22 protein-coding genes are annotated in these 25,764 nt (G+C 41.8%); 18 read left to right on the forward strand and 4 right to left on the reverse strand.

What is annotated here, in order from left to right; genetic code table 11:
* Positions 1 to 140 precede the first annotated feature (140 nt).
* Positions 141 to 2,183 (reverse strand): methyl-accepting chemotaxis protein, encoded by a 2,043-nt coding sequence (locus tag ACZ5GY_RS10240; protein ID WP_464111841.1) that lies wholly within the window; start codon positions 2,181 to 2,183, stop codon positions 141 to 143.
* A gap of 183 nt (positions 2,184 to 2,366) precedes the next feature.
* The gene (locus tag ACZ5GY_RS10245; protein ID WP_213690024.1) at positions 2,367 to 3,053 is read right to left on the reverse strand and encodes a response regulator; all 687 of its coding nucleotides are present in this window, start codon (positions 3,051 to 3,053) and stop codon (positions 2,367 to 2,369) included.
* 175 nt (positions 3,054 to 3,228) lie between these two features.
* Between ACZ5GY_RS10245 and ACZ5GY_RS10250 the strand changes: the two genes are divergently transcribed.
* Positions 3,229 to 4,605 carry a hypothetical protein gene (locus tag ACZ5GY_RS10250; protein WP_464111842.1) on the forward strand — a complete coding sequence of 459 codons (1,377 nt, stop codon included), beginning with the start codon at positions 3,229 to 3,231 and terminating at the stop codon, positions 4,603 to 4,605.
* A 34-nt stretch (positions 4,606 to 4,639) separates the two neighbouring features.
* On the opposite strand, the gene ACZ5GY_RS10255 is transcribed toward ACZ5GY_RS10250, so the two are convergent.
* Entirely contained in the window at positions 4,640 to 6,556 is a 1,917-nt protein-coding gene (locus tag ACZ5GY_RS10255) for a S9 family peptidase (RefSeq protein WP_213690026.1), read from the reverse strand.
* A gap of 172 nt (positions 6,557 to 6,728) precedes the next feature.
* Between ACZ5GY_RS10255 and ACZ5GY_RS10260 the strand changes: the two genes are divergently transcribed.
* The 3 genes from ACZ5GY_RS10260 to ACZ5GY_RS10270 all read left to right on the forward strand — a co-directional run bounded on the left by ACZ5GY_RS10260 (position 6,729) and on the right by ACZ5GY_RS10270 (position 9,622).
* Positions 6,729 to 7,520, forward strand: a complete 792-nt coding sequence (locus tag ACZ5GY_RS10260) for an SDR family oxidoreductase (RefSeq protein ID WP_213690027.1) — start codon at positions 6,729 to 6,731, stop codon at positions 7,518 to 7,520.
* A 204-nt stretch (positions 7,521 to 7,724) separates the two neighbouring features.
* Positions 7,725 to 8,471 (forward strand): acyl-CoA dehydratase activase, encoded by a 747-nt coding sequence (locus ACZ5GY_RS10265; protein ID WP_323401783.1) that lies wholly within the window; start codon positions 7,725 to 7,727, stop codon positions 8,469 to 8,471.
* Positions 8,471 to 9,622: a double-cubane-cluster-containing anaerobic reductase gene (locus tag ACZ5GY_RS10270; RefSeq protein ID WP_213690028.1), complete on the forward strand. Its 1,152-nt coding sequence runs from the start codon at positions 8,471 to 8,473 to the stop codon at positions 9,620 to 9,622. The genes ACZ5GY_RS10265 and ACZ5GY_RS10270 overlap by 1 nt, the downstream gene beginning before the upstream one ends.
* An 88-nt stretch (positions 9,623 to 9,710) precedes the next feature.
* On the opposite strand, the gene ACZ5GY_RS10275 is transcribed toward ACZ5GY_RS10270, so the two are convergent.
* Complete coding sequence (locus tag ACZ5GY_RS10275) at positions 9,711 to 10,856, reverse strand: aldo/keto reductase (protein ID WP_213690029.1); 1,146 nt, start codon at positions 10,854 to 10,856, stop codon at positions 9,711 to 9,713.
* Between the two features lie 138 nt (positions 10,857 to 10,994).
* Between ACZ5GY_RS10275 and ACZ5GY_RS10280 the strand changes: the two genes are divergently transcribed.
* The 14 genes from ACZ5GY_RS10280 to ACZ5GY_RS10345 all read left to right on the forward strand — a co-directional run bounded on the left by ACZ5GY_RS10280 (position 10,995) and on the right by ACZ5GY_RS10345 (position 25,761).
* The gene (locus tag ACZ5GY_RS10280) at positions 10,995 to 11,747 is read left to right on the forward strand and encodes an IclR family transcriptional regulator (RefSeq protein WP_213690030.1); all 753 of its coding nucleotides are present in this window, start codon (positions 10,995 to 10,997) and stop codon (positions 11,745 to 11,747) included.
* Positions 11,748 to 11,766: 19 nt separating this feature from the next.
* Positions 11,767 to 12,684: a glutamate formimidoyltransferase gene (gene ftcD, locus ACZ5GY_RS10285; protein WP_213690031.1), complete on the forward strand. Its 918-nt coding sequence runs from the start codon at positions 11,767 to 11,769 to the stop codon at positions 12,682 to 12,684.
* Complete coding sequence (gene hutI, locus ACZ5GY_RS10290; protein WP_213690032.1) at positions 12,681 to 13,925, forward strand: imidazolonepropionase; 1,245 nt, start codon at positions 12,681 to 12,683, stop codon at positions 13,923 to 13,925. Before ftcD ends, hutI begins: the two co-directional genes overlap by 4 nt.
* A gap of 32 nt (positions 13,926 to 13,957) precedes the next feature.
* Positions 13,958 to 15,991 (forward strand): urocanate hydratase, encoded by a 2,034-nt coding sequence (locus ACZ5GY_RS10295; protein ID WP_213699685.1) that lies wholly within the window; start codon positions 13,958 to 13,960, stop codon positions 15,989 to 15,991.
* 105 nt (positions 15,992 to 16,096) lie between these two features.
* The gene (locus ACZ5GY_RS10300) at positions 16,097 to 16,963 is read left to right on the forward strand and encodes a branched-chain amino acid ABC transporter permease (RefSeq protein WP_213690034.1); all 867 of its coding nucleotides are present in this window, start codon (positions 16,097 to 16,099) and stop codon (positions 16,961 to 16,963) included.
* A 12-nt stretch (positions 16,964 to 16,975) separates the two neighbouring features.
* Positions 16,976 to 17,854: a branched-chain amino acid ABC transporter permease gene (locus tag ACZ5GY_RS10305; RefSeq protein ID WP_213690035.1), complete on the forward strand. Its 879-nt coding sequence runs from the start codon at positions 16,976 to 16,978 to the stop codon at positions 17,852 to 17,854.
* On the forward strand, positions 17,854 to 18,627 hold the full coding sequence (locus ACZ5GY_RS10310; RefSeq protein ID WP_213690036.1) for an ABC transporter ATP-binding protein: 774 nt from the start codon (positions 17,854 to 17,856) through the stop codon (positions 18,625 to 18,627). Before ACZ5GY_RS10305 ends, ACZ5GY_RS10310 begins: the two co-directional genes overlap by 1 nt.
* Positions 18,608 to 19,318, forward strand: a complete 711-nt coding sequence (locus tag ACZ5GY_RS10315) for an ABC transporter ATP-binding protein (protein ID WP_213690037.1) — start codon at positions 18,608 to 18,610, stop codon at positions 19,316 to 19,318. The genes ACZ5GY_RS10310 and ACZ5GY_RS10315 overlap by 20 nt, the downstream gene beginning before the upstream one ends.
* A 31-nt stretch (positions 19,319 to 19,349) precedes the next feature.
* Complete coding sequence (locus tag ACZ5GY_RS10320) at positions 19,350 to 20,507, forward strand: ABC transporter substrate-binding protein (protein ID WP_213690038.1); 1,158 nt, start codon at positions 19,350 to 19,352, stop codon at positions 20,505 to 20,507.
* A gap of 233 nt (positions 20,508 to 20,740) precedes the next feature.
* The gene (locus tag ACZ5GY_RS10325) at positions 20,741 to 21,634 is read left to right on the forward strand and encodes a DMT family transporter (RefSeq protein ID WP_213690039.1); all 894 of its coding nucleotides are present in this window, start codon (positions 20,741 to 20,743) and stop codon (positions 21,632 to 21,634) included.
* 95 nt (positions 21,635 to 21,729) lie between these two features.
* On the forward strand, positions 21,730 to 22,437 hold the full coding sequence (locus tag ACZ5GY_RS10330; protein WP_213690040.1) for a GntR family transcriptional regulator: 708 nt from the start codon (positions 21,730 to 21,732) through the stop codon (positions 22,435 to 22,437).
* Positions 22,438 to 22,533: 96 nt separating this feature from the next.
* On the forward strand, positions 22,534 to 24,210 hold the full coding sequence (gene ilvD / locus ACZ5GY_RS10335; protein ID WP_464111843.1) for a dihydroxy-acid dehydratase: 1,677 nt from the start codon (positions 22,534 to 22,536) through the stop codon (positions 24,208 to 24,210).
* Between the two features lie 50 nt (positions 24,211 to 24,260).
* Positions 24,261 to 25,244, forward strand: a complete 984-nt coding sequence (locus ACZ5GY_RS10340) for a Bug family tripartite tricarboxylate transporter substrate binding protein (RefSeq protein WP_213690042.1) — start codon at positions 24,261 to 24,263, stop codon at positions 25,242 to 25,244.
* 64 nt (positions 25,245 to 25,308) lie between these two features.
* Positions 25,309 to 25,761, forward strand: a complete 453-nt coding sequence (locus ACZ5GY_RS10345; RefSeq protein WP_213690043.1) for a tripartite tricarboxylate transporter TctB family protein — start codon at positions 25,309 to 25,311, stop codon at positions 25,759 to 25,761.
* Positions 25,762 to 25,764: the final 3 nt, after the last annotated feature.

The following is a 25,764-nucleotide window of genomic DNA, read 5'->3' on the forward strand; positions in this document are numbered from 1 at the left end:
ATTTCTCAAGTCTTGTTGTAATATTTTTATTATTTAAAATAAGAGTCCCCACAGGCTATTCACCCATGGGGACTCTTATTTTTTATATTTGAAATATATCTTCTTTAAACTTTTAGGTTATTGATTATAACATTAACCTTTTATTTTACAGGAACTAGACCTGTTCTTTCTTGACCTGAATCAACTCTGAACTGAGAGACCAGACTTAAAAGTGTTTCCGCAGCCTGAGACATGTTTTGTGCTTCCTGAGCAATTGTTTCTGCTGCTTTTGTGGTTTCGGCAGAAGCATTTTTGATGTTACTAACTGACTGAACAACTTCCGTTGTAGATTCTGTAACAGTTTGCACTGCGCTTGTCATTTCTTCGCTAGATGCAGCCTGCTCCTCGGAGACAGCAGCGATACTCTGAACAGCCTCAGAAACTTTAACAACTGCAGCAACAGCCTCGCGAAGTTTTTCCTGCGCAGAGGAGGCCTGATTCATGGTTTTCTCAAGTATCCGACCAGTATCATTGGCGGCTCCAATAGAGCTTTCGGAACTCTTTTGAAGTTCCACAATAAGGACTTCTACTTTTTGAGCTGCCTGGGCTGACTCTTCTGCCAGCTTTCTTACCTCTTCGGCAACAACGGCAAAACCTCGTCCGGCATCTCCAGCACGAGCAGCTTCAATAGCAGCGTTAAGAGCCAGTAAATTAGTCTGATCGGCAATAGAAGTTATGGTTGCAACGAATCCAGAAATATCCGCAACTGAACGTCCAAGAGATTGGATCGTTTCAACTCCTTTTTTCGAACCCTGAACAGCTTCCGCTATATTATTAATAACTGAATCTACATCCTCAACGGCTGTTTCCGTGATCTCAACTGCCTTTGAAGATCCTTCCGCACCGTCAGTTGCAGATTTAGCCGCAGATTGAGCACTAGCAGCCACTTCCTGAATAGAAGCGTTTGTTTCTTCCAAAGCTGAGGAACTGCTTTCAGACATTTCCAACACTTGGTTAATAGCACCGGCAACCTCTTCCATAGAAGCAACAGTCTCCTCTGATAACGAGGCTAGAGTCTCTGCTCGCTGTGATGTATCTACAGCTTCGTTCTTAACAGAAGAGACAAGATCACGAAGGCGATCGACCATACCATTGAGGTGTTCTGAGATACGGGCTATTTCATCTTTACCCTTTGTATCAAATTTTGTTGTGAGATCACCATCTGCAATCTTGTTTGTCGCTTCTTCCATATGCCGAATAGAACGAGCCAAGCCTCTCGCAATAGTAAAGACTATAAGAGCAATAACGATAATGGCTATAACCGAAACGATAAGCAATACCCCTGTAAGAGAACGGATAATCTTAGTAATGACAGCGAGAGGGAAAAAGACTGCTAGAGGAAGCCCATGTTTAGTAGGTGCATAAAAAACGATTTTGTCGACTCCTCCATATGAATATGTTGCCCATCCTTCTTCACCATCAAGCATTTTTTGGGCTACATTTCTTAACGCTTCAGGGAACTTGCTGTCTTTCAATAAATTAGACTTCATAACATCTTCAGCATGAGGAGAAGAAACGATAAGTCCATCATGAGTGATTAACATTGAATCTCCCGTCTCATAAATTTTTAGAGACGCAACGATCTCAGATAGGCTCGACAAATTTACATCTTCGGCAACAACACCAAGAAGAGCTCCTGAATTATCATAAATAGGCATAGCAATAGATAAAACGACTTCATTGGTCACCATATCTATGTAAGGATCGGTAAGAACAACTTTGCCTGCATTGACTGCCTGTTTATACCAAGGTCTTTCACGAACATTGTACCCTTCCGGCTCTTTCCATCCTGTTCCGTCAGCGAGGCGACCATTTTTCTCTATTCCCATATAGATGTTCATAATTCCTTCTCTTTTGTTCCGATTGGTCAAATTGGTAACAAAATTTTCAATGTTATCTTCATCAGTTAGATTCAGGTAGACCCAACTATGACGTAGAGATTCCGCTGAAGTATTGAGAATACCTGTCAAACGCTCAAAATAACCATCAATAAGAGCTGTCCCTTCTCGCGTTGTTTCAATACCGGCCTTATTAATCGTATCTACAAGAATAGATTGTCCTCGATAGTACGTAATTCCCGTCATTACGGCAATCACGATAAGAATAACTGCTAGCATCCCCCAAAGTCTGGCTTTAATCGTCACGTTGGCATGTCCCCCTTTGTGTAATTTGAAAAATATTCAATAAGATATGATTAAAAATCATATCTGGTTTTAGCCACGTGACAATAAAAAAACCAAATATTTCATATTTTATCCTTTTATTTCATGGATAGAGAGCTTATTTTCCTATATAAAATAATTAAAAAGAAGGGGATAGAATGGGCTTTATTTAATATATAGAAACTTCTTCAGCGGTCTGCCCGCAACTTGATACTCAAGAGTTGAAACAATCCTTCCTATATTCAACAAATAATGAAGGTATCTCCACGTCGTCGTTCGCGAAAAGCCTGTCAATTGAGCTATCTCATCAATAGTAGCTGCTTCCTGCAAAGAAGAGAGAGTTTCTGCCATTTGTTCGAGAGTTTCTTTTTGAATTCCATTGGGAAGGTAGCTAAAAAAAAGTCTCTCTCGCTGAGCTACAATAACTTCGTCAATCGTGTTTTGCATACAAATTTTAGGAAGGGTACTCAGAAGTTTTTTCCTGTCCTGACATATATAGAGAGCCCTTCTAAAACGTTCGAAGGAAAAAGGTTTTAATACGTAATCGAGAGCTCCCAAGCTTAAAGCCTGTCGAACTGAAAATTGATCTGCTTTTGATGAAACCACTATAAAAGCTGTCATAGGGGATATACGATGAATACGCCCCACAACCTCAGCAATATTCTCCGCTAACCCCAAAGGCTCAAAGACAACGAGGTCGATCTGATTTTTTTGCAGAGTAACGCAAATATGAGGCAAAGACGTAGAAATACCTGCTACATAAAAACCAGGAACTGCAACTATAAACTGCTTCATAACCGAAGCCGTCATTAGATCTTGATCCACAAGTAAAACAGAAAGCTTTTCTTCCATATTCTTTCCTTTAGAGAACCTCCTTTTCAAAAACTAAACTATGTAAACATTATTCTAGCAGGCAAACTATTTTTACGGTGGACGAATAAACGTCCATCCTGTACTATGGTTTTTAAATTAACTTTAATAAAAGGTGAAAGGAAGTGAAATCATCGTGCATGACCTCTACGAAAAGATGTCTTTTATCCTCCATGGAGGCATTTTAGACCGATTTGCCGACTATCTTTCGAATTATACAAATCGAGCCCTTCTTTTGGAATCTCGAAAGGATGAACTTATTCTTCTTGAAGCTGTTGGCATCACTCCTTCCAGCCTTATTCTTTCTGATAAAAACGAACATATTGCTTCACTTTTTTCAAACCAGATGTCTTTAAGCCCTTTCCCAATTAACGTAGATTTATTTTCTTGCACATGGAAATGGGGGCTTTCCATAAAAGGCGAAAAATGGTCATTTTATCTTCTTCTTGATCAACAACCATCTTCTTCATTCCTGGAAACATTGCCCGCTTTTGAAGGAATCATCGACATCTGGCAATCTTTCAAAGAAAAAGAAAAGATAGAGCATCGTCTTTCTCGCCTTGACTATATGATATTAGCAACAAAAAGTACTCTTGCTTCTATCTTTGAGCCTATGCCGCTTGAATATTTCGCCGCTTTTTTAGGCGATGTTATACGAGAGAGTCTCTTCCCAGAAGATTTGTTGATCCTTCACGATGACGGAGACATGCTTCATCTGCTCGAAGGGAAACTTCATGCCATACCAGAACGCGACGCTGTTCTGACTAAAAGGTTTCTCACTTCTGCGCCTCTTCCTATCGATGAAAAACACAAAAATTTCTTCGGAGAAAATCATTACGCGCAGCTTTCAAAAAAATGGACCGTTTTTCTTCCTGTTCTTAGTAAAAAGCAGCGACTTTATTGTCTTTTAAAATGGAATAGAGCATTAGAACAAGAGGATTTGAATTTTCTTGAACTTCTTGGCAACATTGCTTCCAAAGCGCTATCGATTTCCTGCCTTCACGAAGAAAGGGATAGTGCTGTTAAACAATTGACAAGTCAAACATTTGCTCTTCAAGCTCTTCACAATGCAACACTGCATCTCATGCGACAAACGGAGAGACGCAGTTTATTAGATAGTATTCTTGATATGTTCAGCGAAGTAACCCAAAGCCATAAAAGTTTAATCGTCGCTTGGGATTCTGAAAGACAAAGTTACGTTTTCCATGGAACTTATCAAGACGGGAAAGTTATTCATTCAGGCAAATGTCTTTATAGTTGCCCTCTCTCTATCACTGATCCCAATATTTCTATTTTTTCTTCTTTTGAGATGGCCTCTTCCTTTTTTGATTTTTTAAACGCTCCCGAATTACTGGCTTTTGAAGAGATTCAGGGAGCTGACATTATTGTCACTCTAACTGAAGGGAACATATTCCGAGGTTTTGTTGCATTATGGTCGACAAGCAATGTTGATTTCAATCTTTTGGAGAATCTAGCAGAAACAACAACAGCAGCTATGTGCTGTTTTTATACAAAAAGGGGTTTTCTTAACTGAAAACCCCTTTTTGTTCACTTCCTCTTACTCCCGTTTATTCTTTAACCCGTCCCTGAAGATGACGCGCTAAAAATTTTTCCATTGCCCGATAAAAATCAAAACGATTTTCCTCATTTCTGAAGCCGTGTCCTTCATTTTCTTTTACCATATATTCCACATCGACACCTCGCCTACGTAGCGCTTCTACTATCTGATCAGATTCGGCCTTTTTTACACGAGGATCGTTAGCTCCTTGAGCAACAAAAAGCGGGGATTGGATCTTATCCGCATGGAAAACAGGGGATGCCGCTCGGAGCAACTCCTTATCTTTCTCCGGATCACCTATTTGCTCATACATCATCTGACGACCTAATTCCCAATAGGGGGGGAGAGTTTCTAAAAGAGTAAAGATGTTAGACGGTCCGACATAATCAACTCCACATGCATAAAGATCGGGAGTAAATGCCAATCCAGCCAAAACCGCGTATCCTCCATAAGAAGCACCATAGATGCCTATTTTCTCCGAATCGGCTACTCCCGTTTCGATAAGCCACTGCACTCCATCGGTAATGTCATCTTGCATTTTGCGGCCCCATTCTTTGAAGCCAGCGACCCAAAAACTCTTACCGTAACCAGTTGAGCCTCTGTAATTCATCTCCAAAACAGCGTATCCTCTATTGGCCAAAAATTGTACTTCGGGACTAAATCCCCATGTATCTCGAACCCATGGCCCACCATGAGGATGAACTATTACAGGAAGATTTTTAGGCTCAACTCCCACTGGAAGAGTTAAGTATCCATGAATAGTAAGGCCATCCCTTGCGGTATATGAAATAGGCCTTGTGGAAGCCATCTCTTCTTCTTTAAGCCACGGGCTTAAATCTGCAAGTTTTTTAAAGTCCCCCGTCTTACGATCGTAGAAATAATAAGCTCCTAATGTCCTGTCACTACCTACATAAACAAGCATCCGATTTTCATCTCGGGTCATACTTGCCACAACAACATCATAACCTGGAAGCTTCTTTTCAATTGTGTTTTGTATTTCTTCCCTTTCTGAATCAAAAAACTGATAGTGCCCCTTATCTGTTATATATCGAACACCTGTAATAACTTTACGTTTTTTTGAGCGAAGAAGCCCGTAAACATCAACATCAGGATGTTCATATATCATATCAAGAAAAGCCCCAGTCTCCGGGTCATAACGATAAATAGCGCTCTTATCGCGGTGGAGATTCGACGCCACGTAAAGATAGTTATTGTCAAAGGTAAAAAATAGCGGATCTATAGAGTCCTTGAAATTCGTCGTTACAACAGTTCTAAAAGGCTCCGTTTCGGTTTTTCTATATAGAAGACTCGTTTGTACACCATCGCTCCGAACGGCAACCCTTAATTTCCCGTCATTATCTGTGAGCCATCCTGCAATATCTCCAGGATTTTCAGCAACAAGAGTAAGTTCTCCAGTCAAAATATTAATTCTATACACATCGTAAAGACGTGGATCGCGGCGGTTCATAGCAATAAGCATCTCGTTTTCCACATCTTCCAAGTCATCAACAACAGAAACCCGTACATTAGAAAAAGGCGTTAGCTCTTTTCTTGTCTGAGCAGTTATATCAACAGAGAAGAGATGGTAATTTTCATCTCCTCCTGAATCTTGAACATAAATAATCTGATTGTTTCCCTTCCAGAAATATCCGGCTATATCTCGAGATATAGCCTCTGTAAGGCGCTTCGGTTCACCATTGGAACCTACTTTTTGAACATATACATTCATCCTTCGTTGCCATGGTTTCATATATGCTAAATATTCTCCATTTGGAGAAAGAGAAAAAGATATTTTTTCAGGATTTTTGAAAAAATCTTCAAGAGAAACAAGGGGAGGCAAAGCTGCGGAAGCACTTCCTGCATTCCATAACAAAATCACAACGGCCAAACTTGCGACAAGAACGGGAAAAAATAAATGTTTAGACATAGAAATCTCTCCTTTGAGAAATGTATTCTTTATTTATAAATCCAGTTAATTTTATCATGAAGAATATCTTCCTTTATCCGATAAAATGCCGAAAAAGTAATCTTGCCTCTTGAATAAAAACAGAATTTACAGAATACTATTATAAAGTTTTTTGAAAGGGAGGGGAAAAGAAATGGATCTTGGTATAAAAGGAAAGGTCGCCCTCATCATGGCATCAAGTAGTGGACTGGGTAAGGCAATGGCCCGACGTTTTTTAATGGAGGGTGTTGTTACAATGATGGCCAGCCGCAACGAAGAAAAATTACGTCGTGCAGTTGAAGAACTCACGGACGATACTGGTGTTACAGCTTATTATACGGCTTGCGATATTACACAAGTAGAGCAGATAAAAAATCTGGTGCGCGTTACTACTGAAAAACTTGGACCTATATCGATTCTTGTTAATAATGCAGGAGGGCCACCTGCAGGAACCTTTGAAACTTTCAATGATGAAGCATGGCAAAATGCTTTTGAGCTTAATCTTCTCAGCTACGTCCGTACAATTCGAGAAGTTCTTCCTTTCATGAAGGTTCAAAAATGGGGACGGATCATCAACTCCACATCATCTTCCGTGAAACAGGTTATAGAAAATCTTATACTTTCGAATACATTCAGACTGGGCGTTATTGGATTGACAAAAACTCTCTCACAAGAACTCGCTCCTTACAACATTCTTATTAATGCCATAGGACCAGGACGTTTTGACACACAGAGAATACGTCAGCTCGACCAGGCTTTAGCTGCAAAAAAAGGAGTCTCGGTTGAAGAAGTAAGTCGCCAAGCAATAGATCAGATACCTTTAGGACGATATGGCATGCCTGATGAATATGCCCGTCTTGCTGTTTTTCTCTCTTCTGAAGCAAATAGCTATATTACAGGACAGACAATCATCGCTGATGGAGGAATGGTTAAAGCGGTTCTTTAAGTTCAATAATCGTTAATTATTATCAAGCACGTTTTTATAGAAGCCAAGGGAACCCCTTCCTTGGCTTCTATTGTTATTTCTCTTCTCTTTGGTTATAATTTTTATTCGTATGAAGAATTAACCAAAGAAGGATATAACGTTGGGAGATGAAGGCCAATTAAGAACACGCATAGACGCTCTTCTAAAAACACTCAGGTAATTGGCATAGATTGGGGTAGTCGCACATCTAAATGGGTTTTGATGAATGATAAAGAGATTGTCGACTATTCTGTTCAAGCAGCAGTTCCAGGTAAAATCCAAGATTTTATAAAAAGTCTTCCTGATGCTTCTATAGTTGGTTTAACAGGATATGGACGGCATCGCCTCAAAGATTTTATTCCTCGGGGGAATGTAATAACAGAAATTACAGCTCATGCCACCGGAGCTATCATGATGGCACCAGAAACTCGATGTTTACTCGATATTGGCGGACAGGACAGCAAAGCCATATGTATGAATGGGAAAGGACATGTTCTTGATTTTCGCTTAAATGATAGATGCGCTGCCGGAACAGGACGCTTTTTGGAAAACATGGCCCATATTCTCGGACGAAATATTAATGAACTCATTACTCTGGCCCAAAATGAGGAAAAAGGTGTTCCCATTAGCTCAGTATGTGCCGTTTTTGCTGAGAGCGAAGTGATCTCTCTTCTTAATGACGGCATCAATGAGGGCAAAATCGCTCGGGGAGTTTTCAACTCTATGACAGCCAAGATCGCTCCTCTTTTAGGTGCTCTTCCATCAACAGAAAAGATCGCTTTCAGTGGCGGAATTGCCTCTCTTGAAGGAACCGCATCTCTTCTTTCTGAATCTCTTCCATGCTCTCTCGTGACATTGCCCTTTCCACAACTTATAGGAGCGATAGGTGCAGCAGTCAAAGCTCTTAACGTGGCAGATAAGGAGGAATACTGATGACCCAATCAACTGATCAGATTTTTGACGAACTTCGAGAACATTTGCGTGATGGTACTGTATATATAAAAGAAGCAAGTGAAGCGGGAAGAAAGGTTGTCGGTTACTATTGCGCCTTTTCCCCTAAAGAGCTTATTTATGCAGGAAAAGCTATACCTGTCGGACTTTGTGGTACTGGAGAAAAAAGTATTGCTCCTGCAGAACAACATCTTCCCCGCAATCTGTGTCCTCTTGTTAAATCTAGTTACGGATACGCATTAACGGATACGTGTCCATACCTTCACTTCTGTGATTTTGTAGTAGGAGAAACAACGTGTGACGGCAAAAAGAAGATGTACGAATTATTAAATAAAATAAAACCTACGCACGTTATGCAATTACCACAAACCAATAGTCGCCCAGAAGATTTCGAGTATTGGCGAAAGGAAATGTATCTTCTTAAGAGAAAAATCGAAGAGACTTTTCACGTTGCTATCACTGACGATGACCTTGAGAGGGAAATTTATCTTCTAAACAGGGAGCGAAAAGCTCTCATCGAATTTTACCGACTCGCAGCCCTTACACCTCCAGCTATTACGGGACGAGAGATTCGCGTTATGACAGAATACGCAGACAAGACCTTTGACAAAGAACAACTAATTAAAAAAATCGAAAAGATTACTCATCTTGTTAAAGAAGCTTGGGATAAAGGGGAACGGCGAATTTCACCATCAAAGCCGCGCATACTCATTACTGGATGTCCTATTGGTGGGAATGTTGAAAAAGTTGTCGAAATTATAGAGGACAATGGAGGGGCTGTCGTAGGATTTGAAACATGTGGCGGCCTCAAATCAGTATCTCGCTTTGTGGATGAGAACAAACATCCTATGGACGCATTGACAGAGCGTTATCTACAGATCAGCTGTTCATGTCTGACTCCTAATAGGGGGCGCCTTGACCTACTCTCCGATATTATTGACGAATATCATGTTGACGGTATTGTGGAAGTCGTTTTACAAGCATGCCATACCTACAATATAGAAACCTATACTATTCGAGAATTTGCTCGGGAACAAAAAAATATACCTTATCTTTCTTTGGAAACCGATTACTCAAGAAGCGATACAGGACAACTATCGACACGTATTAGCGCTTTTATAGAAATGTTCTAACTCTGCAAAACCTAATATCAGGCAAGTCGAAGAAAAGACTCAATAGTTTTATCTTCGGCTTGCCTTTTTCAACAAAGATCGCCAAATCCTACTCTTTTTCCTTGTCTGCCTCAAAAAGATCAACAACATCTTTCAAATACTGTCGAATAGGAAGGTTCTGAGGGCAAACTTCCTCGCACGCTCCACATTCGACACATAAACTTGCCCTCTCGTAATCTTTTACGAATACAAAATATGTATCTTTTGCCATCTTTTCATCATCAAACATGAAAGCCATATTATAGCGATTAAAGCATTCAGGAATATTGACACCCTGCGGGCAAGGCATGCAATAGCGGCAATTTGTGCAATCCACTTTCATCCGTTTCTTATATTCATTTTTTACCTTTTCCACAATATCCAGATCATGATGGGAAAGAGTGCCAGGTTCTCCCTTTTCAGACACAATGATGTTCTCTCTCACTTGGTTAAGGGAATTCATTCCGCTTAGAACAACAGATACTTCGGAGTGATTCCACACCCACCTTAAACCCCAAGCAGCAGGGCTCATTTTTTCTTCCGCTTCTTGCCATAGATTCTGAATGGGCTCTGGAACATTCGTTGCCAACTTGCCGCCTCGGAGAGGTTCCATAATAATAACGCCAAGGCCACGAGAAGCAGCTTCTCTCAATCCCTTAGTTCCAGCCTGATAATTTTCATCAAGGTAGTTGTATTGAATCTGACAAAATTCCCAATGCCATGCATCTAAAATTTCTTCAAAAAGCTCATACTCTCCGTGAAAAGAGAACCCTGCATGGCGAATACGGCCATCAGCTATAGCCTTTTCAAGAAAAGAAAAGACATCGTTCTTCACCATATTATTCCAACGTTCTCTATTTAATGAGTGAACCAAATAAAAATCTATTGTTTTTGTCTGTAAACGTCGCAATTGTTCATTAAGAAAGGAGTCCATATCTTCATGCTTTTCTACAAGCCATGATGGGAGTTTCGTTGCGAGATAGACTTTATCACGGTAGCCATCGAGTAAGGCTCTCCCAACAAAGGGTTCGCTCATCTCGTTGTGATAGGGCCAAGCCGTATCTACATAATTTACGCCATGATCAATAGCATAACGCAATATTTTTGTAGCTTCGCCCTCATCAATTATTCCTTCAGAAGTTAATGGCAAACGCATGCATCCAAAACCAAGAATAGAGAGTTCTTCATCCATCCCCGGCATTGTTCTGTAATTCATAGTTTCTCCCCCTTTCGCTCTTAATTTACAGTATAGCAAAATGATGGCAAAACCCTCTATAGTTGACTTTTTATATACATTGGAGTAACGTGATTACTGATTTGGGACAATATGTCCCATTCTGAAAGGAGTGTATAGATGATACCTTCTTCTTCCCGTCATGATACTATCCATCGCATCATTACTATCATGGAAACTTTGAGTAAAGCAGACAACCTTCTGAGTATTCGAGAAATAGAAGAACAAACAGGCATTCCACGAACAACTGTCCATCGCTTTCTTCATTCCCTGCAAAAAGATGAGTGGGTCTATCAAGATCCAATTACAGAAAAATTTAGGACTGGCATACGTTTTTATCTCCTTTTCAATCGACGAGCTTTCTACCATGAACTGATTCAACTTTGCGATCCGCATATGAAAGATCTTCTTTCTAAAACAGGAAAAACCGTTCTTCTTTCTGTTCTTAATGGAACTGGAGGAAAGTGTATTCATTCTGTGGAACCGGAAACGGCATTGAAATTTGTCGCCCATAAGGGAATGGCTATTCCTCTACATGCAGGAGCAACGGGGAAAATACTTCTTGCCTTCGCAAAACCTGAAATTCAGGAAATCGTTCTCTCGCAAGAACTTGAACGTTTTTCTTCAAAAACTATTACCAATCCAGATCAACTCAAAGAGCAAATTAAAAAAATTCAGACGGAAAAATACTCTTTCAGTCAAGAAGAATGGATGATAAATGCCGGAGACTTAAGTATTCCGGTTTTCGACCATAGCAATCAATTTATCTGCCAGCTTGGCCTTGCGGGCCTTTCTTCAAGTTTTGACGGCCAGGTTGAAATACTTCTGAACCTTCTTAAGGAAGCAGGAAGACAAATATCATCACAATTATAAAAATGGAGGGATTTTACCCATGCCGAAACTCATAGAGTGTGTTCCGAATTTCAGTGAGGGAAGACGGCAAGATGTTATGGATGCCATTCTTGCCCCCTTTAGGCGCCACCAGGGATGTTACGTTCTAGACTCGAGAGCTGACGTTGATCACAATAGGATGGTTGTGAGTCTGGCAGGTAAACCTGAAGCTATCTGCAACGCTCTTATAGAAGCATCTAAAGTAGCTCGAGATGCCATAGATCTCAACTCTCACCAGGGAGCTCATCCACGTATTGGAGCTATTGACGTTATTCCATTTACTCCTATTTCAGGAATCACAATGGAAGAATGTGTCGAACTCGCCCATACCTTTGGAAAACGATTTTTTGATGAGCTTGAAATTCCAGTCTATTTCTATGAAGAAGCAGCTCTCAACCCTGAAAGGAAACGCCTTGAGGTTATTCGAAAAGGACAGTATGAAGCTCTCAAAACCGAAGTAAGGGAAGAAAAGCGCCGCCCCGATATAGGAGAACCTTGCCTCCATCCCACGGCAGGTGCAACAGTTATTGGAGCTCGAAAATTTCTTGTCGCTTTTAATGTCAATCTCAACACAACAGATGTTGATATTGCCAAAAGCATTGCCCGTCATCTCCGTGCTTCTACAGGAGGCTTTACCAGCGTTAAGGCTATAGGCCTTGCCTTGAAAGAAAAAGGACTAGTGCAGGTTAGCATGAATCTCGTTGATTATGAACAAACTGCCATGTACAGAGTGCTTGAGCTGATCAAAGCAGAGGCAGCCCGTTGGGGCGTAACGATCAACGGGACAGAAGTATACGGCATGATCCCCGCCGCAGCTATTCTTGAAAGCTCTGCTTACTATATGCAAATAGACGATTTTAAGCGAAATCAGGTTTTAGAAATCAAGTTGCTTGAATTGATGGGAGAGGAACAAGCATGATTACATCACTCTTCCGAAACGCAACTATTGTTACCCCAGAATCTAAAGACAGCCCACTCTCGGGAAAAGATCAGGGAAAAGTTAACACCATTTCTCATGGCGCAATCTATTGCCGTAATGGCCTCATCGAAAAGATAGGAGAGGAAGGTTATGTTTTAGAAGGTCTTTCTTTCCATGATGTTGATATGGAAATCGACTGCCAAGGCTGCTGCCTTATCCCTGGATTTGTCGATCCCCATACTCATATTTGCTTCGCGGCGAGACGAGAAAAGGAATTTGCTTTGCGACTTGCCGGAACCCCCTATCTCGACATTTTAAAGGCAGGCGGAGGCATTCTTTCGTCTGTGCAAGCCGTAAAAGAAGCAAGCGAAGAGGAACTCTTTCAGACAACTCTTGAAAATGTGCTTTCCGCTCTCTCCTTTGGCACAACGACAATTGAGATAAAAAGCGGATATGGCCTTGAAACTGAGACTGAACTGAAGATGCTGCGAGTCATCCGTCGAATTCAACAAGAAACACCCCTTGACGTCGCCATCACCTTCATGGGAGCCCATGCTATTCCAGAAGAATATAAAGAAGCCCCAGACACCTTTGTCAACATTCTTACCAACGAGATGATCCCTGCCGTTGCCGAGCAGGGAATAGCTGAATTTTGCGATGTATTTTGCGAGGAAGGTGTTTTCACCATTGAGCAAAGTCGAAAAATTCTTCAGGCAGCGCAAAAATATGGGCTCAAATCACGAATCCACGCTGATGAGGTTCATGATACAGGAGGCGCAGGCCTTGCAGCAGAACTTCAAACAGTATCAGCAGAACATCTTCTTGCCGCTTCAGAAGAAAATTTAAAAGCCATGGCTCAAGGGAAGGTTATTGCCAACCTTCTTCCTGCAACAGCATATAGCCTTCGAAAGCCATACGCTCCCGCACGACGCATGATTGAACTTGATGTTCCCGTTGCTCTTGCTACTGATTGCAATCCTGGATCGTGTTTTACCGAATCCATGCCCTTTGTTTTCGGTCTCGCAGTAATGAATATGAATATGACCGTGGAAGAAGCTCTTGTGGCATCAACAATTAACGCGGCATGGTCTCTCGGCATGGAAGATCGTATAGGCAGTCTCACAGTAGGGAAGCAAGCCGACTTTTTACTTCTCGATGGTGAATCTCCCGCAATTCTCGCCTATCATGCCGGCGTATCACCAGTAATTTCCGTATATAAAAAGGGAATTTTAGTTGCATAGAAAATTTTTCTGACTCAGAGGAGGTGTGTTTCATGGAAAGTACAAATCATTTAGTTTCTGAGGCAATGACCATTAAATTAGATGCCGAGCTTCCTGAATATCCGGAGTTTGAGAAAAACATTCGAAGAGCTCCAGACAGAGGATGGACTCTAAATCAAAAAGAGACCGAACTTGCGCTGAAAAATGCTCTCCGCTATATACCCGAAGAACTTCACGAAAAGATCGCCCCTGAATTTATGGACGAGCTCAAAACGCGAGGACGTATCTATGGCTATCGCTTTAGACCCAAGAAACGTATCTATGGTAAACCTATAGATGAATACAAGGGAAAGTGTCTTGCAGGAAAAGCCTTTCAGGTAATGATTGATAATAACCTTGATTTCGATGTGGCACTCTACCCATACGAGCTCGTTACCTATGGCGAAACAGGCCAGGTCTGCCAGAACTGGATGCAGTACTGTCTCATTAAAAAATATCTGGAAGAACTCACTGACAACCAGACACTTGTCGTCTCTTCAGGACATCCAGTAGGACTTTTCAAATCAAAGCCAGATGCTCCTCGTGTAATCATAACAAACGGTCTTCTTATCGGACTCTTTGATAATCAGGAAGAATGGCATCGCCTTATGCAGTTAGGTGTTACAAATTACGGACAAATGACTGCAGGTGGATGGATGTATATTGGCCCTCAAGGTATTGTTCACGGCACATTCAACACCATTATCAATGCGGGACGTCTTCATCTCGGCCTCAAAAATGATGAAGATTTAGCGGGACATCTTTTCGTCTCTTCAGGCCTGGGCGGCATGAGTGGAGCCCAGCCAAAAGCTGTAGAAATTGCTAGAGGCGTCGGCATTATTGCTGAAGTAGATGCTTCCCGTATTCAGACTCGATACGATCAGGGGTGGGTTTCTCGAGTTGTAGACAATGCCAAAGAAGCTTTCACCCTGGCCCAAGAATATATGGACAAAAAAGAGACGATTTCCATCGCCTATCATGGGAACATTGTCGATTTGCTTGAATATGCTGTTAAAGAAAGTGTTCATATAGAATTACTCTCAGACCAAACATCATGCCACGCCGTATACGATGGCGGATATTGCCCCCAAGGATTAACCTTTGAACAGCGAACTGAAATGCTTCACTCAGATCCTGCACAATTCAAAATCCTTGTTGACGCCACTCTTAGGAAACATTTTGAATGTATTAAGGCACTTGTCGATAAAGGCACTTTTTTCTTCGATTATGGAAACTCTTTCATGCGAGCCATATTTGATGCTGGCGTCAAAGAGATCTGCAAAAACGGAGAAGACACAAGAGAAGGATTCATCTTCCCCTCTTATGTTGAAGATATAATGGGCCCCTTACTTTTCGATTACGGATACGGCCCCTTCCGCTGGGTATGTTTAAGTGGCAAACCAGAAGATCTCTCAAAAACCGACCACGCAGCTATGAACTGTATTGATCCTCATCGTCGTCCTCAAGATCGCGATAACTATATATGGATTCGAGATGCAGAAAAGAATAAGCTTGTTGTAGGCACTCAAGCCAGAATACTTTATCAAGACGCAGAAGGCCGAAGGAATATAGCTCTCGCCTTCAATAAAATGGTGCGAGATGAAGAAATAGGCCCCGTTATGATTGGACGAGATCATCACGACGTTTCAGGAACAGACTCTCCTTACAGAGAAACTTCAAACATTAAGGATGGCAGCAACATATGCGCCGATATGGCTTCTCAATGCTTTGCAGGAAATGCTGCACGAGGCATGTCTCTCGTTGCTCTCCATAATGGAGGAGGAGTTGGCATAGGTAAGGTTATAAACAGTGGCTTTGGTCTGCTTCTTGACGGATCAGAAGAGGCAGATGCAATTATCAAATCAGCTATGATGTGGGACGTTTTAAGCGGTGTCGCCCGAAGGGCTTGGAGCCGCTGCGATCACGCTATAGAAGTCGCCGTAAACATCAACAAAAAATACACTGAAGATTATCATTTCACCCTTCCATTCATTCCTAACGATACCCTTGTTAAAAATACTGTAAATAAAGCCTGGAAGCAGAAATAACCCTATAAAAAGATAAAGAGAAGGAAGAGCTTGTCGCTCTTCCTTCTCTCTTGCGGCAAATTTTTTGAATAATATTTTTTGCATAGCATTGGGGTGATTTTGGGAATGTATTTGCTTATTGAACAAATCTTAAACGGTCTTGCCACAGGTTCAACATATGCTCTGATTGCTCTTGGGCTCGCTCTCGTTTATGGCATTCTTGGTATACTTCATGTTGCTCATGCTGGGGTATATATGGTTGGAGCCTATATAGGCATTGGTATATACTCATTAACTGGAAATATTTTTCTTGCCATGATTGCGAGTATGGTTTTCTGCGGTTTTCTAGGGGTTGCAATAGAGCGCTACATATATTTCCCCTTATTGAAATTTCCTCCTTACGTTCCTCTAATAAGTAGTATTGCTATTTTCACCGGCATGGAAGAGCTTATTCGTCTCATTGCCGGACCAACTGTACAAACCTACTCTTTGACGCTTCCTTTCCCTACTCTAAAAATCAAGGGAATGGTTATTTCATCAAATCTTATGGGAATCTACATCATTACCGCGCTCGTCTTTTTCCTGCTTTGGTATTTTTCGACACAGACAGAAACAGGGCTTGCTATGCGAGCCACCTCTCAAGATATGGCTGTTGCCAGTTCTCTTGGGATTAACAGCCAACGTATTATAGACCTCAGTTTTTTTATCAGTTCTGCAATTGCTGCCCTCGCCGGAGTTTTAGTGGGAATTTACTACAATACTGTCTCCCCGGGAATGGGGGCTGTACCCGCTTATAAGGCACTGGCTCTTATCGTTGTAGGAGGGTTAGGTTCTGTTCCCGGAGCAGTTATTGCTTCTCTTGCTTTAGGAATCGCTGAAACGGTTCTTATCGGTTTTGCTCACGTTCCCCTTCCTCGAGATGCTCTGGCCTTTATCGCTATGATCGTTGTCCTCATGTGGAAACCACAAGGCCTTTTTGGAAGGAAAGGGTAAGGGGGGTCAACTATGAGTTACGTTATCACTGTTGCTATCTTCATTTCCATTTACGCTATTGTCGCATATGGTCTAAATATTATTGTAGGATATGCTGGACAAATATCTCTCGGCCATGCCGCTTTCTTCGGAATCGGAGCCTATTCCGCGGCTCTTCTTACAACAAAAGCCGGACTTACTTTTTGGGGGGCCCTCCCTATTGTTATTCTTATCAGCGCCATTATAGGTATTCTTTGCGGCCTTCCCAGCCTTCGGGTTAAGAATGATTTTTTAGCCATTACGACTATCGGCATCAACTTCATAGTAGAAGCCATTTTCCTCTATATTCCCTTCTTTGGTGGAGCTCTCGGTCTTGGAGGTATTCCTCGTGTCGTCTTCTGGGGTACCAAACTTAAAGGGGGAAATTATTTGGCTCTCTGTCTCTGCGTACTTTTACTCGTCGTCTTGATAAACAGATGGTTTGCCAAACGATGGATGGGGTTGGCCTGTATAGCCCTTCGCGAAGATGAAACAGCTGCTTCAAGTATGGGAATATCTCCTATGCGGTTTAAGCTTATAGCTTTCGTTATGGGAACTGCCATAGCTGGTGTTGGAGGAGCCCTTTATGCTCACCAGATGCACTTTATTGCTCCTTCCGACTTCGGATTTACAGTCTCAGTCATGTTGCTTTCTTTTGTCGTTCTTGGTGGTATGGGAACATTATGGGGCCCTCTTCTTGGCGCTCTTATCCTAGGCTCTTTACCTGAGTTGGCTCGTCCTCTGGCAAACTACCGTATGCTGCTCTATAGTGCACTGCTCTTACTTATGATTCGCTTTCAACCTCAGGGACTTCTTGGCAAAAACAGTTTTCTCCTTTCTATTTTTTCTCGTAAAGAGAGGGGGAATGGATAATGAGTATTCTTCTTTCTGTTAAAAACCTATCGAAAAACTTCGGAGGTCTTCAAGCAGTCAATAATGTTTCGTTCAATTTGAAAACGGGAGACATCTTTGGGCTGCTTGGTCCAAATGGTGCGGGAAAAACGACCTGTTTCAATATGATTTCCGGCATATATAAACCATCTCAGGGAAGTATTCATTTTAACGGAAACCGAATCGATGGATGTTCTCCCCATGAAATTGCCCACATGGGAATAGGGCGCACTTTTCAAATAGTAAAACCCTTTTCCCACCTATCGGTTATTGAAAACATTATGGTTGCCTTGGGGGTTAAGTACTACCCGTCCTCCAAAGCAATTACCCATCGTTGGCAAACGTCTGATATACAAGATCAAGCTATGAACATTCTCAGAAAAGTCGGGCTAGAACACTATGCTCATCGACTTTCAGAAACACTGCCTCTCGGGGATCTCAGGCGTCTTGAAATAGGAAGAGCCTTAGCTCTTCAACCGAAATTACTGCTTCTTGACGAATCATTTTCTGGGCTGCGGCAAGAACAGATCACGAAAATGGAGGACCTCGTTTTTTCTCTTACAGAACAGGGCGTTTCAATTCTCCTCATAGAACACAATATGAAAGTCGCTATGAAACTCTGTAATCGCATTGTCGTTCTTAATCAAGGAGCATGGCTTGCAGAAGGATCACCTGAAGAAATCACATCAAATCCGGATGTTATAGAAGCATACCTGGGCAAAGGGGGACAAAAGGATGCTGCTCAACATCAATAACCTTCATATCAGCTACGGACAAGTTGAAGCCGTTCATGGTGTCTCTTTCCATGTGGAAAAAGGGGAGCTCGTCTCAATAATAGGAGCAAATGGGGCAGGTAAAACATCAATTATGAACGCTCTTATGGGAATAATTCCAGCACATTCAGGAGATATTTTTCTCAACGATGAAAATATTACCGCACTTCCCGCCCATTTACGTGCCAGAAAAGGGATACGTCTCGTTCCTGAACGTGCACGTGTTTTCCCCAATCTGACAGTGTATGAAAATCTTCTCATTGGAATATATAAAATGAGAAAGGAGGTCGATCTGACAAAAAACCTTGAATGGATTTACTCCTTTTTCCCTATTCTTCAATCTCGAAAGAATCAAGCGGCAAATACGCTCTCGGGAGGAGAGCAGCAGCAGCTTTCTATAGCCAGAGCCCTCATCTCAAATCCCAACATACTTTTGGTAGACGAAGTTTCGATGGGGCTCATGCCTAAACTCGTAGATACAGTTTTTGAAGTTCTTCAGAATATCAATAAAGAGTTTGGAATCACCATTCTTATCGTCGAACAGAACGCCCTCGCATCCTTAAAAATATCACACAGAGGCTATGTTCTCGAAGCTGGTAATTTAGTTATGGAGGGAACATCACAAGAGCTTATGAATGATCCTGGAATACGCGAAGCATATCTGGGGATCTAGTTTTAAACTATATTTAGGAGGTGTTGTAGTAATGGTTAAAAGTCGGTGGACCAAAGTTATAACTATTGCCTTCTGCTTTATTCTTGTGTTGAGTTGCAGTCTTGCCTGGGCTGAAGATACGATTAAAATTGGTCTTCTTGCCCCCCTTACAGGACCAGCAGCCGATGATGGTATTAATGTAAAGAATTCTGTCGTTATGGCTGTAGAAAAAGTGAATGCCGAAGGTGGAGTTTTAGGGAAAAAGATTGAACTTGTGGCCTACGATGACAGAGCTGACCCCAAAGAGGCAGTGGCTCTTGCCCACAAACTCATCGAAAGAGATGGCGTTATTGGAGTTGTAGGAGGATCTTACAGCTTCCCAAGTCGAGCGGTTGCTCCTATTTTCCAGGAAGAAAAAATTCCCTTTGTAGCTGCCTATGCCCTTCACCCCGAAGTAACATCTGCTGGTGATTTCTGTTTCCGCGTAGGAATGTTGGGTGAAGTGGAAGGCCGAGCATGCGCCTATGTAGCTGTTCGTAATTTTAAAGCAAAATCTGTAGCACTCATACATGCGGATAATGACTTTGGACGAACCCTCTCAACAGGAACCAGAGAATATCTTGAGAAACATGCCCCAGATACGAAAATTCTCATTGAGCAGGCTTATCCTTTTGCAGAGAAAGATTACAAAGCCTATCTTTCTAAAATCAAGGAAGCCAATCCTGACGTCGTTATATCAAGTGGTTATTTCTTTCAAGTTGGTCCTATGCTGAAACAAGCTCGTGAAATGGGCATAACAGCTCCCTTCATTGGAGAAGAGGGCGCAGACTCTCCCGAAATGATTAAAATAGCCGGAGAAGCTGCTGAAGATTTCGTTCTCGTCACCAACTTGGACAGAGACGACAAACGTCCCTTTGTTCAAGACTATCTTCGCCAGTATAAAGAACGTTTTGGCGTAGAAACATGTATGGTTGGAGCTTCTGCCTATGACGCTTTCATGGTTATCGTCGAAAGTATCAAAACAGCAGGAGATCTCAATACACAAAAAATACGTGATGCTATAGCTTCCTCTGAGATCGAAGGTCTTACAGGTGTCAGTAAGTTTACGGAGCAGGGAGAAGTTATAAAGCCAATGGTTGTTCAGATTGTTAAGGATTGGGGCTTCCACTATCTTGATATAGTAGACGATCCTGCAGTCTTAGAGAAATAGATTTCGTCGCTCTCAATATAAGGGAGGCTCCGAGGGGTATGTGGAGCCTCCCTTATTGCTCCTTAAAATTCATCAAAACATGCGATTATGCTTAAAAAGATGAGTAATAAACCTAAAAACGGAATAGCTTTCTAGCTATTCCGTTTTATTGCCATCGACATAATTCGATAGCTTTCTATAATTGCTTGAGCGATTTTGTATTCTATTATTTTCGACTGCGAGGATTTATGACGATGATGCTGGGGCTTGTCTTTAGCGTTCTTGCTGCAATGTGTTGGGCAACTTCCCCTCTGTTTTTAAAAAGAGGCATGAGAGATCTCAATTTTTTCGAAATTAGTGCTATTCGTTCTATCGGCTTTTTGAGCGCATCTTTTTTAATTGCTCTTGTAAGTGCACCAGCAACTCTTATCTGGCACTCAGACAATCTTGCTCTTTTTGCCATTTTTATTAATATATTCATTGGAAATATTGTAGGGGACACCCTTTATTTTCGTTCTATTCAAGATCTCGGCATAAGTCGTTCCGTTGCTATCAGCAGCTCGTATCCACTTGTCGTAACAGCTGTTTCTTATTTTTGGCTAAATGAGCATATCACTTTTCATGTTCTAATAGGAACCGTTCTCATTGTATTAGGACTTATATGCATGAGAGGTACAACTAATGGAAGTACCGCTACACCCCACGCCAAACGTGGCTATATCTCAGCTCTTGTAGCTGCCCTTTGCTGGGGAATTTCCATCCCCATAACAAAATGGGCCATTTCTATACATGGAATAGACCCTATCTCTCTAACATTTTGGAGAGCAGCCTTCCTTATGCCTTCAGCATGGATTTTATGGCGTTTTACATCGCGTAAAAATCCAGAACGATGGCACTTTCTTCGTCGCTCCTCACGTGGGGATCAGCTCAGTGTTCTCATGGCAGGCAGTATTGGCTTGGCTGTGGGAGGGTATGTCTTTGCATTAGCGATGAATTTTGCTCCCGTTTCTGTCGCCACTCCAATAACAGCATCCAGCCCCTTCTTAACAGCTATTGGAGCGCTTATATTCATGCGAGAACATCCTCTCGCCTCTCATTGGGCAGGTATGGCTCTTATTATTAGCGGTTCTGTCGCAATGGGTGTTTAAAAATTCCTCTTTTATTTGACATAAAGCGTCCTTTTGATTATTATACAAATGGATACGTGAGTGGCTACTTTTTAATTAAGTGAGGGGAGCATATTATGTCTCTTGGACAAAAGGATGGGACAAAAAAGAAAGCTGAAGAGATCGTAGAACAATATATTGTCGATGAAATTATGTCTCATAACATTAAGCCAGGAGACCGTATTTATGAAACCCAGTTAGCCGAACAACTCGGAGTTAGCCGAACTCCAGTACGCCATGCTATAAGTCGACTTGTTTCTGAAGGCATATTAGAAGATCCTCAACGGGAAAAAGGGTATATTGTTCCCATTCTTACACCCTTAGATATGAAACACATATATACGATGAGAGAACTTCTTGAGAGTGAAGCCGCTTTTGAAGCCGCCCAATCCATTTCCCGAAAAGATATAACATATCTTAGAGAATTAAACTTTAAAGAGGAACAATCCTTTAAAAATAGCGATCGCAAAGCATACACAGCTATCAATAAAGAAATTCACTGCAAAATTGTAGATATGAGCCAAAATCTCTATTTGAAACGTTTTTTTCGACAAATTTTCTGGAAATCGCAACTTTATACTTTTTATCTTTCCAGCTTCTATTCGAGTTCCGTTGATATTTTCCCTCTCTCCTCGCAAAAACCCCTGAGCTATCTCGAACATGCGCGCATCATAGATGCCATAGCATCAGGAGATCCGGAGCGAGCACGCCAAGAGATGATCACTCATATACGAAAAAGTTATAAAGAAAGGTTCATTGACGTCGCACATTTTTTTAAGCTGTAATTTTTCCGACACAGATGTTCGGAAACTTTATTTATAAAATTAAAAAATGGATACTTAAAAGTATTCGATATGATTTTTTCTAATGGAGGGGTTACGTTGGATAATCTACGAAGTAATAAAGACGTTGTTGATGGTCTCGACCACGCTGGAAATCGGAGTCATTTAAAATGTATCGGTCTGCTCGAAGAAGATCTGCACAAACCTTTCATAGGCGTTATAAATACATTCAATGAGATGCATCCCGGACATAAGCATCTTCGGGAAGTTTCGGAGGCGGTTAAAAGAGGCGTCTATACCGCTGGCGGTATACCCTTTGAAGTTAATACCATATCTATCTGCGATGGAATCACTCAGAGTAACTTTGGAATGTGCTTTGTTCTCCCAAGCCGCGAGATTATAGCTGATTCCGTCGAAGTCATTGCAGAAGCACAAAGACTTGATGGCCTCGTATTAATCGCCTCCTGCGATAAAATTGTTCCCGCAATGATGATGGCTGCTGGGCGCTTGAACCTTCCTACAGTCATCGTTACGGGAGGGCCCATGCTGGCAGGAAAATTTCAGGGGAAAGACGTTGCTATTTATGAAATACGTGAGGCAGGGGCTAAGGTAAAGCAGGGGCTCCTTTCAGAACTTGAATTCAAAGAATTTGAGAATAATGTCTGTCCTACCTCAGGATCATGCTCAATGATGGGAACCGCAAATACCATGTCATGTCTCACAGAGGTTCTTGGCCTTTCAATTCCAGGTTCAACAACAACTCCCGCTGTATATTCTAAAAAATATCGCCAGGCCAAACAAAGCGGAGAAATCATTGTTGATCTCGTCAAAAATAATATCCGCCCCAGAGATATCGTCACTCAGGAAGTTCTCGAAAATACTGTTGTTGTAGATATGGCTATTGGTGGATCAACAAATTCAGTTTTACACCTTCCCGCTATTGCACAAGAATTTGGACTTCATCTTGACTCAGATGATTTTGAGCGCCTTTGTAAAAGAACTCCACACCTTGTCAACGTGAAACCCTCTGGGAAATATTCCCTTGAAGATTTCGACTTGGCCGGAGGCATTCCCGCAGTTATTAAAGAACTTGGAGAGGACCACTTCCATATGGGCGTCCAGACAATAATGGGGGAAACATGGGGAACACTTTGCAAGGACGCGAAAATCACAGATACAGATGTTATTCACCCTATTAATGACCCTCTTCATAAAGAAGGAAGTCTTGCCATATTAAAAGGAAACCTCGCTCCAGAAGGCTCTGTTATAAAACAGACTGCCGTCTCTGAAAAGATGCAAAAACATACAGGACCAGCCAAAGTGTATAACTCTCAAGAAGACTCCATTGCTGCCATGCTTAATGGTGAAATCAAAGAGGGAGACGTAGTTGTTATCCGTTATGAAGGCCCCAAAGGCGGCCCTGGAATGCGTGAAATGCTCGCGGCAACAGCCATTTTAATGGGGGCTGGATTAGGAGAAACTACCGCGCTCGTTACCGATGGACGTTTTTCTGGTTGTACTCACGGTCCCTGTGTTGGACATGTTGCTCCAGAAGCGGCAAAGGGAGGAGCTATTGCCCTTGTAAAAGATGGTGATCTCATCACTATAGATATTCCCAACCGCTCAATAGAATTACGCGTATCAGAAGAAGAGCTGGCTGAACGTAAAAAAAGCTGGGTTCCTATTCCCTGCAAAGTCAACAGCAAGTACCTTCGCCGATACAGCAAAGATGTTGAAAGCGTTTGGAAAGGCGCTATTCTTCGCGACGAAGCATAGCTTTATATATAAATTTATAGAAATATTTTATTAATAAGGGGGATTTAGATATGAAAAAGCGTTTTACCTCAGCTCTCTTTGTATGTTGTTTTTTAGCTGCAGCACTCTTCTTCTTAGGTCCAACACAAGCTTCTGCTAAAGCAGAGTGGCCTAACAACACCGTTAATATCGTCGTAGGATATAACCCCGGTGGGTCAACAGATACCTTCGCTCGGCTTCTTGCCAAGCATCTTGAACCCGTTTTAGGGCAGCCTGTCGTTGTACAAAACGTACCTGGTGGCGGTGGAGCTGTAGGCTACGTCAAAACCATGACAAGCAAGCCCGACGGTTATACGGTTGTCGTATCAAATGGATCTCTTCTTACCTTAGGCGGAATCGGCAACGTTGATTTTCAATACAGTGATTTTACAAACCTTGGCCGAGTTATCGTTGAAGACGAAACAATTTGTGTCGGTAAAGACGCAGCCTGGAATAGTATTGCAGAACTTATAACCTACGCAAAAGAAAATCCTGGCAAACTGCGCATTGGTTTCGCTGGAATCGGTGGCTTTACATACCTTGCAGCTAATCAGTTCATTAAGTCTGCTGGAATAGAAATAGATGGCATTGGCTACTCCAGCGGAGCTGAAGCTGTGGCAGGATTACTCGGCGGCTTTGTAGACGTTATCGTTCAGCAACCCGCAGAAATCTATTCCCATTGGGAGGGCGGCGAAATTAAGATTCTTGGAACCATGGGTGAGGTACGCCATCCCCTTTTCCCAGAAGTTATGACCTGTGAAGAGCAGGGACTTAACGTAAAGCTCTTTCAGTGGAGAGGAATTTCCGGCCCTAAAAACATGCCTGAAGATGTTAGAGCAGCATGGATAGATGCTTTGGATCAAGTTCAGAAATCAGAAGCATTCAGAAAAGACGTTACGAGTATTCTCTGTGCAGGAACAAGTTTCTCAGGTGGAGATGCCTTTGAAAGCTGGCTTAAAAAAGAAGCTGACTGGATTTATCCCCTTATTGACGAACTCGGCCTGAAACAGAAATAGAATTAGAAAAGAAGGGGGACGATAAAAAATCGTCCCCCACTTTGAACCAAGGAGGAATGTCACAATGCGCAAGGCAGATATGGTAACGTCCCTTGCCATAATTATAATTTCTGGCTTTTTTTTGCTTCAAACTGCACAAATCAAGAGCGCTTCAGGAGCAATACTTGGCCCTAGATTTTTCCCCTATATCGTTCTCTTAACGATTATTGTACTTTCTCTTGCAGTCTTATTCTTTGCCTGTAAGCAGACAAAAAATGATGATTCTTCAGAAGAGATGGAGCTTAATATCAGTGGGAAAGTGAAGGTTATCGTTACTCTTTTTATCTCATTCATATATGTGTTGCTCTTGGAAAAAATCGGCTTTGTCTTTGCTTCTATTCTTTTTATGAGCGTATTGGGGCTCTTCTTTTATGGAAAATTTGATAAAAAAGCGGTAAGGATCGTTATTTTCTCTTGTGTTTCCTCGTGGGCCCTTTTCTCTCTTTTTACACGTTTTTTTCACACACTACTTCCATAGGAA

The sequence above is a fragment of the Aminobacterium thunnarium genome (assembly GCF_055390565.1).